Below are 15,460 nucleotides of genomic sequence, written 5' to 3' on the forward strand. Positions count from 1 at the left end.
TAACCTTGCACAGCCTTATTTTTAACCTAAACTATTAAATTAAATACTATTTCCATCTGGCTACATAATTGCGAGTATCTACATGTACAAAACTATTGTATAAACCTAATCCACCAAAAGAACTTTCACTGGCTGCTTTATATACTTTGGCAGGGCTAACATTCCTTACTGAAATATCTGCTGCTTTACCATAGATATGCTGGCTGTTTTTAGCTCCGCCTATCTGTTTATTATAGGTATAATATCTAAATCCAGAGGTAACTTTAATGGGGCTATTGCCTAACTTTGTTCTTAAAGCCTCTAATCTCCACATTAAACGACGTACATTTTCTTTTACAGCATTAGGACTAAGCTTAGACCACCCATAAGAGAGTTGTTTAGGGCTTGTTCCATACCACACACTCCAAGTATAGGGATTGCCTTTACAGGCAAACTCACTAAAGTTAAAATGGGCTGTTGAACCGTCGTTATTTTCAAGCCAATTTAGCATTTGGGCAGTACTATAAATTACACGGTCAGTATCACCTATGCCATATGCTATATTAAAGTTTCTAATAGCTCTACGTGTTTGTGGACCCATATATCCATCTATATCCATTAATTCATCTGCGTTATTTACCCAACCCGCAACCCTAATTTGAACCTCTGCAATTAGGTCAGCTTCACGTACATTAAAGCCTTTCCAGCCTTTAAAAGCTAAATTCTGCAGTAAGTTTTTTTCGTAGCTACTTAAGGCATAGTTACTACTCTGGGCATTGGCCACCTTAACGCCTCCAGCAAATAACAGGGTGGTAGCTATAAAAAACATTAATAAAATACTAAGAATCCGATGTTTAACTCTGCGATGCATTCTCTCACTCCTCAGTTGTTTTTACAGCTTTAATCTTAGCATAAAAAAATGCTTCTCACTGTTACCATAATATTAAAAAATATGTATAATGGTAGGTTTAGGTAGCTATTCCTAAAACATATTTAAGGCGAGTAAAATACTCGCCTTAATAATTTTTTTAGTTTTGATCAACAGGTACTTCAAGAAGTATTTCAACATCCGATTCGGCCTCTACCATTAATTCTGCTTTAGATATTTTGTCGAATTTATTTGATATTTTTTCGGTGGTAATATGCACATTTTTCACATCATTACTTACTCTTTCAATTCTATCTTTAAGCTTTTCCCATCTGCGTCTATAACGTAAGAACTCGTCGCCAAGTTTATTTAACTCATCGTGAATAACTGAGGCTAAACGTTCTCTTTCTATGTTTTGTAACATAACTTGTACAGTTGTTAAAACCGACATTAAAGTTGTAGGTGATGCTAACCATATTCTATGTTTACGAGAATAGTCTACTAGGTCTTCGTGATAGGCATTAATTTCTGCAAAAATAGCTTCTGCCGGAATAAACATAATTGCCTGATTAGATGTTACCTCAGAAATAATATATTTTCGTGATATATCATCAATATGTTTTTTTACATTATACTTAAACTCACGCCTTGCTCTCTTTTGCTCATCTTCTGTTAAATCTTTGTTTATCATTTTTCGATAATTTTCTAATGGAAATTTAGAGTCTATAGCTACCATGCCCAACGGCTCTGGAGTTTTAATTACTGCATCTACTATATAGCTATTAGGCAGTTTTTTTTGTAGTTCAAATACACTATCACTTTTGTCTCCAAATACTGATTTAAGTATTTGGTTAAGCTGTACTTCTCCAAATGTTCCCCTACTTTTTTTATCTGTTAAAATATCCTGTAATGAAACAATGTTGCTAGATAAACTTTCTATTTTTCTTTGAGCTTCATCTATTTTACTTAAACGCTCTAAAATGCTACTAAAGGTTTTATTGGTTTGTTTAAAGCCTTCCATTAAACGCTCTTCAACTTTATTATTTATGGCATTTAGTTTGCTTTCAACAGTACTATTTAATCTATTAAAATTAATATTAAGCTCATTGCCCAAATTATCTTTAAATTCGTTCAAGCTGTTAATTTGGTTTGTTCTATTAACACCTAGTTCATTACTAAGCTTCATTTCTAGTTTACTAAATCTCTCAATGAGTTCTTTTTCAAGCGCTGCAAAACGCTCTGTAAGTATCGTTTGAAATGCCCCTATTTTGTTAGAGATTATTTCGTTTTGTAGCCCCGAATCTTTATATATTTGCTCTCTTATAGTGCCTATATTTAAATCCATATTTCCATTGATGGCTACCGTTTGTTTATCGTTATGAGCAACAACTGCTTTTTCTATCATTTCTATTTTATTTGCAATTTCTTTTTCAAGAGAAACTAGTTTTTCACTATGTATTTGATTTTGCTTTATTGTTTCAGTGTTTGAACTCTTAGCTTTTTTAAGACTGCTTAAAAAAATAAATTGCAAAATTAAAATTAATGCCAAAGAGGCTAAAATAATGTAGTTATGGTATTCGACAGGAATCACAACAAATCACCACCAATTTTTAGTTTTACATATTAATTATACCATAGCAAAACTTACTGTTGTTGAATTTGTATTAATTCATAATCTCTTTTTCCTAAGCCTATTTCCTCTCCATATTTTAAAATATGACTGCCATCAACATGTTTATGAATGTGTTTAAATTTATCTTCTCCTAATTTTAAGTCTTTACCTATTTGACTATGGGGATTAACAGGCTCGTTATTTACTAAATCTAAACTAGCCTGATCTATAGCTACTGGGTCTGTTGAAGCCAAAATACCTATGTCTCTAACCAAAGGAACATCATTCCAAGCTACACAATCACATAGGGGTGAAACATTAGTTATAAAGTTAAAGTAAATAACCTTGTTTTGCTTATCTTTAACTGCACCATAAGCATACTCTGCCATTCTCTCTAAAAAGCTATCGCTATCTGTTTCCCAGTTAATCTTTATCGCTCTAAATGAACAAACTGTTGTACACTCTCCACAGCCAATACAAGTATCATGATTAAATATAGCTTTTTTACTCTTTATAGTTATAGCATTTACAGGACAATGACTAACACAAATTCCGCAACCTACACAATTATCGTTTAATTTGGGTTTACTTACCGAGTGTTGTTGTTGTTTACCTGCCGCACTCGCACAACCCATAGCTAAATTCTTTATAGATCCCCCAAATCCGGCCATACCATGACCTTTAAAATGAGATAAAACTACCATAGAATTTGCATTGTAAATATCCCCGGCAATTTTAGCTGTTTTAAAGTGCTTTAATTCTATGTTTACATCTATAGAATTTTTACTATACAAACCATCAGCTATAATAATAGGAGCACCAATAGTTGCATAAGAAAAACCATTTTCAATAGCTGTTTGTAAATGGACCACACTATTTGTTCTACTGCCTGTATAAAGCGTATTAGTATCAGTTAAAAATGGTTCAACTTTACTCTCTTTTGTTTTATCTACTATAGCCCTAACTAAAACAGGATGAATATACGCTAAATTACCTTTTTCACCAAAGTGCATTTTAATAGCTGTTTTATCGTTTGGGGATAGTATGCTTTTAGCCTCTACTTTGTCATAAAGAATTTTTAACTTATTTGGCAAACTAGATTTCTTATTTTCGCTTTTTAAATTCATAAAATAAACCTTAGAACTCATTCTTTTTCTCCTTTTATAATCTACTCTTTACGTTAATGTTGATTAATATTATATCATATTATTTTTGTAATCATTAATAATCATTTAATAACACATTTTACCTTATATCATTACATATTTTAACAATATTCGTTTACTCAATAAGTGCAGCAATTGCAAATAGGTTTTGCTTACTTTATAATTTAAATTGAAAAAATAATGAATATAGGGGAAGAATTTTGTCTATAAAATATAATTTTAAACAAAAATTAGAGAGCAAATATACAAACTTTGTTAATAAACTTTTTAAAAGTACTAATACTTCAATGACTAACAAGTTAGCTTTGCTATGTACTGTATTTTCTGTTGTTAACTGTATGATTCTTGTTCTTATTAGTTTTGAAGCAGATTTTAAACCAGTTATTACATTATGTATTTTAGCAATGTTATTAATGATTTTTATTTCAATTTACTTAACAATATATACTAATAAAACTGTTTTAGCAGCCAATTTAAACCTTATTTTTTTGAGTTTAATATATTTACCTATTATGTGGATTTATACAGGTGGAATAAATGGTTCCGCATCACTTATTCTTTTTATGTTAATTATTTTTAATGCCATTCTTAATTTAGGAAAAACTCGATTTTACATAGCTTTTTCGCAATTTGCAATAATTTTAGTTTTATTTTATATTGAAGTAACCTATCCTGAACATATTTCCAAAATATCTATGGCTCCTGAGGGCCAGTTAGGTGTAATGCTTAATATGTTTTATATTTTGTTTTCAACTACCCTAGTTACAGCTTATTTCATTGACCAATATAAAAGCTCTGTTTGTAAACTACAACAAGCTAATGAAAACTTAAAGCAAGCCGCCCAATTTCGTAGAGATTTAACAGCAAATATTTCTCATGATCTTAATACCCCAATCACTATGATTTGTGGTTATGCTGAGGCAATTAATGATGGTTTATTAAATACCGAGCAAACAAAAAAGTACTTAAATTTAATACAGCAAAAGTCGATGGATTTAAGTGGTTTAATAGATGATTTACTACACTTAACAAAACTAGAAAATGGACAATTAGAGTTAGATTTTAATCCTATGCAACTAACCGACTTAATAGAAGAACAAGAGGTACGTTATATATATGATATACAACATAAAGGGCTAAACTTTTTTGTAAAACACCTGCCTCTTAAGCTCAAAGATGCTGTAGTAAATGTTGATGTAAATCAAATAAATAAGGTTTTTAGTAATTTAATTTATAATGCCATGAAGTTTACTGAAACAGGAAGCATTACATTAGCATGTGGTTTTGATGACAATAAAGTTGTTATAGCAGTAACAGATACGGGTATTGGAATAGAAAAAGAAAATTTGCCTCATATTTTTCAAAGATTTTATACCGGATCTCAATCACGTAACTCTAAACTAAAGGGTAGTGGCTTAGGGTTAAATATTGTTCAACATATTGTTGAATTACATAAAGGAGAGATATGGGTTGAGAGTGAGGTTGGGGTAGGTAGCACATTCTTTTTCTCTTTACCGCTTGCACTATTGTAGAATTAAACTAACATAAATAAACTTAGGTAGAAATAGAATAGTTTTGCTTTAACAAAAACTATTCTATTCATTTGTTTAAAAAATCTACTGTTAACAAAATAAACTAAATTAGGATAAAATCATCTTAAAAAACCTAAACAATAACACTTTTCTTTAATGTTAGTAGAAAATGTTTAAAATTAGGGAGTTAGCTGTAATTATTATTGCTTTACTTCTACGGTAATCGGATACATCTATTTATTAATTTTTAGTAATTAAATCCGATTTCATCTCTTCTCCTAAAAGTCTAACCTCTGGCTCTAATAAAATATTAAACTTTTCATACACAGTTTTTTGAATATGAGCCATTACATCTAATACATTTTGAGCCGTAGCTCCTCCAACATTTATAACAAAACCAGCATGTTTAGTGGAAACCTGAGCTCCACCAATGCTATAACCTTTTAACCCTGCTTGATCAATTAAATAGCTACCAGCCACATCAGGGGGACGTTTAAAGGTACTGCCAGCACTTGGCATTGCTAACGGTTGACGTTCTCTTCGCCACCTATTGAGTTTATTCATTTCAGCTTTAATCTTACTTTTTTCACCCTGTTTAAGTTTTATTTCAACCTTTGTTATAATGGCTTTTTCAGTAGCAACAGCTGAGTTACGATACCTAAGATTTAGTCTTTTACTATCCCACTCTTCATAATTACCCTCATTTGTTACTACCCAACACCGTGAAACTATCTGACTCATTTCACCATCGTAAGCACCAGCATTCATAAAAACTGCTCCACCAATACTACCAGGTATTCCTGAAGCAAACTCAAAACCTGTTAAGCTATTAGCCAAAGCAACTTGAGCAACCTGAGATAATAATGCCCCAGATTCAGCTATGATAAAACAGCCCTCTGCTGAAATCTTTTGCAAATTATCTCCTATTTTTACTACTATTCCACGTATTCCTTTATCACTAACAAGTAAGTTTGTGCCATTGCCAATTATAGTTAAAGTAAGTTTGTTTTTTTGGGCAAACTTTTTTATTTTTTGAAGTTCATATTCATTATTTAAAGTTATAAAGGCATCTGCTGGGCCACCAATTTTAAAATATGTATAATTACACATATCAACATTAAACTCAACCTGTTGTAAGTGTAAGTTATCTTTTAACTGCTGCTGCCACAACATTAAATCCATTATTACTCCTCCTAAAATTACGTATTAGTTTTTTAATTTGTATTATATACATTATTGTATCACTCTTTTAATTATATGAAACATAATTATTTTAATTATAAAAAAAAGAGCTATACACTATATATAGTGTACAGCTCTTGATAAGTTTATTTGTAGTAATTAAGCGGATTATAACGTTTTCCGTTTTTACGAATTTCTAAGTGTAAATGCGGACCAGTGCTATTACCGGTATTACCAGACTTAGCAATTACATCACCCTGAGATACCTTTGTGCCTACTTTTACTAATAACTTATTATTATGAGCATAAAGAGTACTATAACCATTACCATGGTCAATAATTATATAGTAACCATATAAATAATGATATGTTGATGTAGTTACAACTCCTGAGTCTGCTGCAAATATATTAGTGTTTCTGGCAGTACCAATATCTAATCCGTAGTGATACCTTCTACCTGTCCAACCAAATTTACAGGTTATTGTTCCGCCACCATCAACTGGCCATATAAATGAACCAGTACCTTGTGCTTTAGGTATCTTTGTACCCTTTGCAACAACCTCAGTAACGGGCTCTGACACAACCTTTGATGATACTTGTTCTCTTGCTACTTCACTACCATTCTCACGAACTATATCATAAACAACTTCGTTTTTACCTCTAACACCTTCTGTGAGCGTTTTAGTTTGCCATGTGTAAAGTGAACTGTCATTTTGGTAAACTGTTTTATATGGCACATACTCAAATGTTGTTAACTGTTCTTTGGTTTGAACATTTATAAAAGGCACTATTGGTTCAACAGCAATTTTTTGTCCTAACATTAAAACTGCGCTTTTTAAATCTGGATTACAGGACCGCACCTCTTTAACTGTCATACCATTGTCATTGCCTATAGACCATAGCGAGTCTCCACGTTTTACAATATGGTATTTACGCTGAGTGTATCCTGTACTTAAAAGATTTAGGGCATCAATTTTTTTCATTACAGTATTTGCAACTACTGGCATGTACTCAATTTTAACATCTTCTTTTATTGAATAATCAACTATTTGAGTACCACCTCGTGCAGTAGTATAGCCTTTTACTATTATATCAACAATTTCATTAGCTTCTTTTTCTGTAGGTAAGCTTGCAACTTGTTTACCATCTATTAATATTACTGCTGCATTAACTTGTATCTCTACAGATTTTAAAAGTGCTCCAATTGTAAGTTCCGGAACAGTTTCAGGCTTTTTCCAAACCGTTTGCAACTTTAAGGCTGTAGTAATCTCATATTGAGTTTTTCCTTTTTCTTTAGAAGATATATCGCCTTCGTTAGTAGACTTAACTGCACTTTTCGTTTGTGGAGCAACATTCATTGCTAACATCGACATTGAACTAGGTTCTGCTGTCATTGCTTTTGGTAGGGCATCTTCTTTTAACAGCATTGCGTCACAAGAAGTAGGCCCAGCTGTTTCTAATACGTTTACATATTCTTTATACTTTTGTTGATCCGTTACATAACCAATGGCCTCACCATCAGCATAAACAACTAAAAATCTATTATTAAAGTAATGAACGCCTGTGGCTAAAATAGCAACCATTAACATTATTGTTATACTGCTTAAAATTAACCGAGCTTTATTACATTTAATGCTAGATAAAAAGTTAAACTCTTTTTTGTTAGGTCTTTTCGTTTTTGAATATGTCTTTCCAAACTTAAAATTGTACCTACTCTTGTTAAGAGTTTTTTTTGTCTTCATCTTAAATCCCCTTAAAAAACCTTAATCCCGCTTTATATATTACATATTCTTACTATCTTTATAATTAATTATATACTATAGGGTAAATGTTTAAACAAAGTAACCCTATATTCTGCACTATACACTTTTTTGTAGTTCGCTTTTTTACACTCATTGCACCAAAGTTGTCATTGACTATTATAGCATAAAAATTGCTATTTTAATAAATATGACAGGCATTTAATATTTCATAATATTTTTCTTTATTAAAACTATATTTTAGACAAACAACTGTAAATCTCATTTTCGAATGCTAAAAGCACTCTACTATTAGCCGCTCTAGTAACTCTATCTATCGGGTTTTTAAGCTGCTTTATAATGGTTGCTGGTGCATCACTTAATACTAAAACAGTATCACCCATAGTGGCCGCAACCCTAATATCGTGGGTTACTAAAAACACAGTGTACTGTTGTTTTGAAAGCAAGGGAATTAATTCTTTCATTAATCTTTGCTTTAAATTAAAATCAAGAGACTGAAAAGGTTCATCTAAAAACATTAACCTAGAGGGTAATGCTAAGGCCCTTGCTATAGCAACCCTTTGCTGCATACCACCACTTAGCTTTAAAGGATAGTGTTCCGAAATTCCTTTAAGCTCAACCATTTCTAGGGTTTTCTGCACTCTATCTTCAATTTCAGGAGCTGGTAGTTTATCTTGCAACACAAATTTTACATTATCTCGAACAGTGCACCAAGGAAGTAAACGGGGCTTTTGAAACACATAACTGCTGTCTTGAGTAAAGCCAACTAACTCGCCTTTACTGGCTTTAATAACACCAGCTAATATTCTTAAGAGCGTTGTTTTTCCACATCCAGAAGGCCCAACTATTGAAACAATTTGTCCACTAGTTATACTAAAGTTTATGCAATTTAACGTCTCTTTGTTCTTATAATGGTGGTGTAAATTAATTGCGCTAAACATCTACTTCTCTCCATTGGCATAATCTTTTTTTAATTAACATGATTGGATACTCTAAAATTGCGGAGGTTATTATGGCAATTGCTGCCCATGCCCAAACTTCATCCATGTTAAAATAAGCGAATCCATAATAAATACCATTACCCAAAGAATATTTCGTAGTACTGATATACTCAGCTGATATTATTACCTTCATACTTAAGCCTATTGCACCAGCTAAGGCAGCTGATAAATAAGAAACAACAGAGGGTATATATATTTTTTTAACCCTTAAGCGGTTGGGAATATTATAGATATCTGCCATTTCTAGTATTTCGGGATCTACATTACTAATACCCTCTAATACAGCTGAATATAAAATAGGAAAAACAATAATAAATCCCACAGCAGATGGTGCTTGATAAGGACCAAGCCAAATAATTAACTGAACAGTTATTGCTATAGTAGGTGTTGCTTTCATTATTGACACTAACGGGCTTAGCGCTGCTTTTATATATTTATTATTAACACTAAAAAAGCCTAAAATCACCGCTAAAATAAAGGAAATACTTAGGCTTACTACTACTCTAAACAGAGTAAAAAAAACTGTAGCAATAAAGTCGGTTTTGGTAACTATTCTTTTAAAAGCTATTAAGACAGCTAAAGGTGTAGGAAATATATTAAAATTTCCCACACCTGAAGCTACTATTTGCCATATTGCTAATAAAAATATTATACCAACGGCAAGCTCTAGTTTTTTGCTATTCTTGGACATTGTAATAGATACTATCGTCTGGGAGCTTACCACCAATTGACTCTGGAATAATATTATATAAAGCCTCAAAATAAGCCTTTATTTCATCTTTTACATCATTTGCCTTGGTAAATTTTAAGTTGCTTGAGCCAACTGCTTTTTGCACAACAGCTGCTGGTAAACCAATCTCAAGTTCTTCGGCATATTTACCTAAATCCTCTGGGTTTTCATTTGCCCATTCAATTGAAGCCTGATATTTCTCTAAAAAGGTGGCAACTAATTCAGGATTCTCTTCAGCAAAAGCTTTGTTAACAACTAAACTAGCTTGAGGATAGCTACTTTTTTCGGTTAATGCTTGCCATTGTTCTTGAAAATCAAGTACTGTTTTTAGCCCTTCTTTTTTTATACTTGCTGTAGTTGCTAAAGGCTCAGGTAAAACTGCAAAGCTATAACGACTAGCAATAACACTTTGTAATAGCTCTTTTGGTCCAGATAAATAAGTTAAAGTAACATCCTTCTCTGGATCAATATCATTCTCTTTTAAGATATGCCTTAACATAATATCTGGAGTTAAGCCTTTACCTATTAAGGCTATCTCTTCACCTTTTAAGGAGTTAATATCAGTTAGCTCTTCCATTCCTACCATGTATAAAGCCCCCCACACAGATGGAGCTAAAATTTGATACTCTGTACCTTTATTGAATAACATAGCAGCTTGGTTTGTAGCTATTACTGCCATATCAAGTTCATTTGCTGTAAGTTTACCCATCATTACATTTGGAGCAGCAATTTGCTCATATGTAACAGTAACTTCTTCACCTATGCTTGGTTTATCTTTAGCCATTTGCAACATTGTTAAGGCTGTTGGGCCAGATAAATAAGCTACCTTCATCTCTACTGGTGTTGACTGCTTTTGACAACCTGCAACCATTAAGATAGTTGCCAATACTAAAATAGCAATAGTAAATTTGCGCATAGTATCACTCTCTCTTTATTTTTTTTACAATCTTCATTATTGTACACCTTTCACATCTATAACAAAAGTGTTTGTAGCAAAGAATATTTCTGTAAAGAATGGTGCTGTTGCGTAAGCCAATATCTATTTAACCTTAAAGTTGTATAAGTAGTGCATAAAGTATATTAAGAGCTTTATAAATTAAACCAAATACTATTTTTTAATATCTTTTGTAAACTACAAAGGTCACCAACAATCTGTGGTAACTTATTAAAATTATTCTTGTTTGCATTACTTCTACTAAACAATCAGCTATAGAAATAGTATTAACCTACATTAATATATTATTATCTCTTGTTTTTTACATTCTCGGCAATATGACATTAATATTATTTTATAACTACCTAAGATATTAAATTATATAGAATACAATAAGATTAAGAAGAGGCTTTGAATGTTATTAAAACGCTGTTATAATAGGTTATATAAAAGTAGATATTTGCAATAAATTTATATTTATTAGCTACAATTATATTAAAAAGGATTGATAAAAATGACTGTACACATTAATGCAAAAAAAGGAGATATTGCTAAAACTGTTTTGCTACCTGGTGACCCACTACGAGCTAAATATATCGCAGAAACTTTTTTAGAAGATGTGGTTTGTTATAATACAGTACGTAATATGTTAGGTTTTACAGGTACTTGGAATGGTAAAAGAGTTTCTGTACAAGGTACTGGCATGGGTATGCCTTCTATTGGCATTTATTCACATGAACTTATTGCCGAATATGGTGTTGAGCAACTTATTAGAGTTGGTTCATGTGGCTCTTTTCAAAAACATGTAGGCATTAGAGATGTTATTTTAGGTATTAGTGCCTCTACAAACTCAAGATATGCTAGTCAATACGGTTTGCCAGGAACATATGCTCCAACTGCCAGCTATGAGTTAGTTGAAAAGGCTAAAGCAGCTGCAGATAAACAAGGTATTCCTGTACATGTAGGCAATATTTTATCTTCTGATATTTTTTATGACGCCGACCCAAATGCTTGGGAAAAATGGGCTCGTATGGGTGTATTAGCAGTTGAAATGGAAGCCGCTGCTCTTTATATGAATGCTGCTTACTTAGGTGCTAAAGCTTTAGCTATTTTAACAGTAAGCGACAGTCTAGTAACCCATGAGTTAACTACTTCTGAAGAACGCCAAAAAACATTTAAAGAAATGATTACAATTGCCTTAGATTTGGCATAGTATTTAAAAATGGAGCTTAAAGGCTCCATTTTTTTGATTTGGGCTTACTTCGTTGTGCGGTTTGCTTATTTGATAAATCAAATAAGTGGTGGACTCGCTTTGCTCGCGGTTTGGGCTTCGCGGTATAAAAAACAGAAATCATTTTACAATAAGCAACTATAACGTATTCACTATGGATACATTGTATATGTAACATATTTTCAAAGCAAAATATCAAAGGACAATAAAATGAAAGTAAATCATTCTCTTGCCCTTTTAGATCAAATTATATACTATTTTAATTTAGGTGTAAGTTTGCTTTTGAATTACCCTTGTAGAATTAATATGACACAGTTTTATACACGCTTGTAAAACAAGTGTATCCGTATACCAAAGACATACCTACCCCGTGAACGAAGTGAACCCTCTCCGTATCTCCATAAGGAGATAGCCAATCCGCGAAGCTAATTTTATTGAGTATTGCGAAATAAAATTTAGCTAGCCCACTACTTGTCTATTAATTTAATTCCTCTGCTACTGGTTTTTATTAATCCTTTTTTCATTAGTCTGCCAACAGCTCTTTTAAAGGCTGATTTGCTCATGCGTAGTTGTCTTTTTATTTCCTCAGGAGATGATTTATCGTTTAAGTTAATAAAACCATTACGTGAATCTAGTTCATCTAAAATATACTGAGAGTCATCTGTCATTTGAACATGGGCTCTTTTACGCAAGGCTAAATCAAGCTTGCCATCTTCTCTCACTCTCATTACCCTAGCATATACTACATCACCATATTCAATATCTTGATATATTTCACTTTTAGGAATTAAACCAAAATACTTATTATCTACAGCTACAAATACTCCCCAGTTACCACTATGATCATACACAGTGCCACTTACCTCGTCATCTACTTTATAAGGAGAATCAGAGTTTAAATAAGGGTATATGTTTCCGGAGGCTAGTAGCTTTCCATCTCTATCTGTATATAAAACTACAGGGTATGATTTACCCTCTTTTACTTGATAACGCTGTTCGTTTTTGGGCCAAAATAAATCAACATCTTTACCCCAGTCTAAAAAAGCACCCGCTGATATAGAGTTTTTTACCCGCAGTTTTTTAACCGTTTTAACATTAGCTTGTGGTACATCCATTGAGGCTATTAAAAATCCTTTTTTATCTGTATAAATAAAAGCCTCTATTTCATCACCAATCTTAAACTGTTTAGTTAAGCCACCTTTATGCAAACGGGCTCTTTCTCTGCCTCTGTTACTATCTTCAGCAAGCCAATAATGCTTAGGATGCTCATCCACTACTTTTAATTTTTGAACTATACCACTCTTCATATTAAAACCCCTTTACTACAGTGTAACATCTGCTAACCCATTATATAGGCAAAGTATTGATACTACAAGCTTTTCATAGAGTATTTACTCTATAAATATATAATACCACTAATCAAATATTTTAAAACTGTATTTATTAAATTAAAAAATAAACTGGCTTATAATAATGTAGCAGACCATTATTAAAGAATTTTTAACATAATAAACATAATAGTAGTATTTACTATAGTGTCACCCAATATTTACTGCCATCGTTTTCACGCTTTAAAAACTGGTACTCTATTAAATACCTTCTTAGACTAACATAGTCTTCATTAAATTTTTCAAGCTTTTCATTAACCTCTTTTTCATCATAGGTTTTATTTGTCTCAAAACTACTAGCAATTTCTCTTAACACAATTAATTTTCTTTTTTGCTTTCGAGGTATGGAGCGCAAGCTGCCATCGCTTGAAAAGTATTTTTCAATTGTTTTTTTGTATTCGGCTTCGGTTATAACATATCTATCATCCACCATGGTAGCCTCCTTATGGTAGTCTATTAGTTTTTCATCGTCTTCTACTCTAGACTCCAAGAGTTCCATTAGGGCTAAAAATACTTTGGCTTGTTTCGCTTTTTCTCTTAATCTAAATCTATAATTTCTTACTGTTGACTTACTAACTCCTAGCTCTTTGGCGATGTCTGTATCATTAGCAAGGTTATAAAACTTTATTAACATATCTTTCTGAGATTCAGATATTCCCGTATGTTTTTTTTCAAGATTAATTAAAAAATTAAAGGTTGAGTTATGAGCTGATTTTACATGTTCTATAATTGCTTTTTGCCCTAATAACATTCTATCATTCATGGTGTAAATAATGTCTTTTTCATATTTTTCACCACAAATCAAACAAATCATGTCGGTACTATTGTCGGGCACGATATACCCTCGTTTAAGGTCGTTTAGGCTAGCTTCATTAAAATAATTATTCATTCTAGCAAACCTCCTGTTTATTTATAATCAAACACACATAAATATTGTTTGAGCTAATATTATCACTATTATTATATAAATGCAAATATTATTTGCTGAATTGTTTGCTTATTTGCAAACAAAATATTGTTTATGACTAAATTACCTCTAAAATGAATTATTTTAGCTTATACTAAAAAGTGGCTAACAAAAGTCGGCCACTTTAATGTTTTATCTTTCAAACAGCTTTTGAACAGCGGTTTCGATGTCGGGCTCGGCAAGATGAATATCCTCTATATCACCTAGCAAACCTAAATAATTTATAATTTTGTTTGCTTTAATTTTTTCTCTATCAAACTCTGCAATAATTCTATTATCACCATCTTGTGTAAGGCTACAAAAATTCTCTGATTGTAAATTATTTATATCAACTGAACTAGAGTAATCTACAATTAAGCTACTATAAAGACCTATGCCTTGCCAAAGTTCTTTCATACCACCATCTAATAGTATGTTTCCATGATTAATGACAATAACTCGTTTACATAAACTCTCAATATCTTTTAAATCGTGAGTTGTTAATAAAATAGTTGTGCCCTGATTATTAATCTCTTTTAAAAACCCTCTAATAGCTTTTTTGGCTACAACATCTAATCCTATGGTGGGTTCATCAAGCATTAAGATGGCAGGATTATGCAATAATGCCGCACATATCTCACCCCTCATACGCTGGCCTAAAGAAAGCTTACGTACAGGAGTAGTTAAAAACTGACCAATACCCATAACATTATCGAATTTTTTCAGCATTTTTTGAGCGTCTGCACTATGTACATTGTACATAGCGGCTAATAGCTCAAAGGATTCTTCTAGGGGTAAGTCCCACCACAGTTGCGAGCGCTGGCCAAAAACTACACCTAAGTTATGAACTACTTGTTTTCGTTGATGCTGAGGGCTGAGTCCTAGTACATTAACTGATCCACTTGTAGGGTGTAATATGCCTGTTAACATTTTAATTGTGGTAGATTTACCAGCCCCATTGGGCCCAATGTAACCCACAAAATCGCCTTTATTTATCTCAAAATTTATATTATCAACTGCAACAACCTTACGTTTTTTTTGACTAAATAGGGTTCTTATGGAACTAAATGCTCCGGATACTTTTTCTGCAACGTAAAATTCTTTTTTTAAATTATTAATTTTTATCATAGC

At 32.2% G+C, this 15,460-nt stretch carries 13 protein-coding genes; 2 read left to right on the plus strand and 11 right to left on the minus strand.

What is annotated here, in order from left to right:
• Window positions 1–46 precede the first annotated feature (46 nt).
• The 3 genes from IMX26_RS10905 to IMX26_RS10915 all read right to left on the minus strand — a co-directional run bounded on the left by IMX26_RS10905 (window position 47) and on the right by IMX26_RS10915 (window position 3,607).
• Window positions 47–850, minus strand: coding sequence for a D-Ala-D-Ala carboxypeptidase family metallohydrolase (locus IMX26_RS10905; protein ID WP_195158418.1), 804 nt, complete (start codon window positions 848–850; stop codon window positions 47–49).
• 157 nt (window positions 851–1,007) lie between these two features.
• Window positions 1,008–2,438 carry a DNA recombination protein RmuC gene (locus IMX26_RS10910; protein ID WP_207729278.1) on the minus strand — a complete coding sequence of 477 codons (1,431 nt, stop codon included), beginning with the start codon at window positions 2,436–2,438 and terminating at the stop codon, window positions 1,008–1,010.
• Between the two features lie 53 nt (window positions 2,439–2,491).
• The gene (locus IMX26_RS10915; protein WP_195158419.1) at window positions 2,492–3,607 is read right to left on the minus strand and encodes a DUF362 domain-containing protein; all 1,116 of its coding nucleotides are present in this window, start codon (window positions 3,605–3,607) and stop codon (window positions 2,492–2,494) included.
• 218 nt (window positions 3,608–3,825) lie between these two features.
• Between IMX26_RS10915 and IMX26_RS10920 the strand changes: the two genes are divergently transcribed.
• The gene (locus IMX26_RS10920; RefSeq protein WP_195158420.1) at window positions 3,826–5,157 is read left to right on the plus strand and encodes a HAMP domain-containing sensor histidine kinase; all 1,332 of its coding nucleotides are present in this window, start codon (window positions 3,826–3,828) and stop codon (window positions 5,155–5,157) included.
• Between the two features lie 240 nt (window positions 5,158–5,397).
• Here the strand turns inward: IMX26_RS10920 and murB are convergent, their stop codons facing one another.
• From murB to IMX26_RS10945, 5 genes are all read right to left on the minus strand, one after another.
• Window positions 5,398–6,339 (minus strand): UDP-N-acetylmuramate dehydrogenase, encoded by a 942-nt coding sequence (murB, locus tag IMX26_RS10925; RefSeq protein WP_195158421.1) that lies wholly within the window; start codon window positions 6,337–6,339, stop codon window positions 5,398–5,400.
• A gap of 146 nt (window positions 6,340–6,485) precedes the next feature.
• A complete protein-coding gene (locus IMX26_RS18140) occupies window positions 6,486–8,081 on the minus strand; it encodes a peptidoglycan DD-metalloendopeptidase family protein (protein WP_195158422.1) in 1,596 nt (531 codons plus the stop codon).
• 251 nt (window positions 8,082–8,332) lie between these two features.
• Window positions 8,333–9,040, minus strand: coding sequence for an ABC transporter ATP-binding protein (locus tag IMX26_RS10935; protein WP_195158423.1), 708 nt, complete (start codon window positions 9,038–9,040; stop codon window positions 8,333–8,335).
• Complete coding sequence (locus IMX26_RS10940) at window positions 9,033–9,791, minus strand: ABC transporter permease subunit (RefSeq protein WP_195158424.1); 759 nt, start codon at window positions 9,789–9,791, stop codon at window positions 9,033–9,035. Before IMX26_RS10940 ends, IMX26_RS10935 begins: the two co-directional genes overlap by 8 nt.
• The gene (locus IMX26_RS10945) at window positions 9,778–10,746 is read right to left on the minus strand and encodes an MqnA/MqnD/SBP family protein (protein WP_195158425.1); all 969 of its coding nucleotides are present in this window, start codon (window positions 10,744–10,746) and stop codon (window positions 9,778–9,780) included. Before IMX26_RS10945 ends, IMX26_RS10940 begins: the two co-directional genes overlap by 14 nt.
• Before the next feature lie 532 nt (window positions 10,747–11,278).
• On the opposite strand from IMX26_RS10945, the gene deoD reads away from it, so the two are divergent.
• Complete coding sequence (deoD, locus tag IMX26_RS10950; RefSeq protein ID WP_195158426.1) at window positions 11,279–11,977, plus strand: purine-nucleoside phosphorylase; 699 nt, start codon at window positions 11,279–11,281, stop codon at window positions 11,975–11,977.
• Between the two features lie 485 nt (window positions 11,978–12,462).
• Here the strand turns inward: deoD and IMX26_RS10955 are convergent, their stop codons facing one another.
• The 3 genes from IMX26_RS10955 to IMX26_RS10965 form a co-directional block, all read right to left on the minus strand.
• Complete coding sequence (locus IMX26_RS10955) at window positions 12,463–13,302, minus strand: S1-like domain-containing RNA-binding protein (protein ID WP_195158427.1); 840 nt, start codon at window positions 13,300–13,302, stop codon at window positions 12,463–12,465.
• 223 nt (window positions 13,303–13,525) lie between these two features.
• Window positions 13,526–14,272 (minus strand): DUF2087 domain-containing protein, encoded by a 747-nt coding sequence (locus IMX26_RS10960; RefSeq protein WP_195158428.1) that lies wholly within the window; start codon window positions 14,270–14,272, stop codon window positions 13,526–13,528.
• Window positions 14,273–14,482: 210 nt separating this feature from the next.
• A complete protein-coding gene (locus IMX26_RS10965) occupies window positions 14,483–15,457 on the minus strand; it encodes an ATP-binding cassette domain-containing protein (protein WP_195158429.1) in 975 nt (324 codons plus the stop codon).
• Between the last annotated feature and the right edge of the window lie 3 nt (window positions 15,458–15,460).

The organism is Clostridium sp. 'deep sea' (genome assembly GCF_014931565.1).
GTDB lineage: Bacteria > Bacillota > UBA994 > PWPR01 > PWPR01.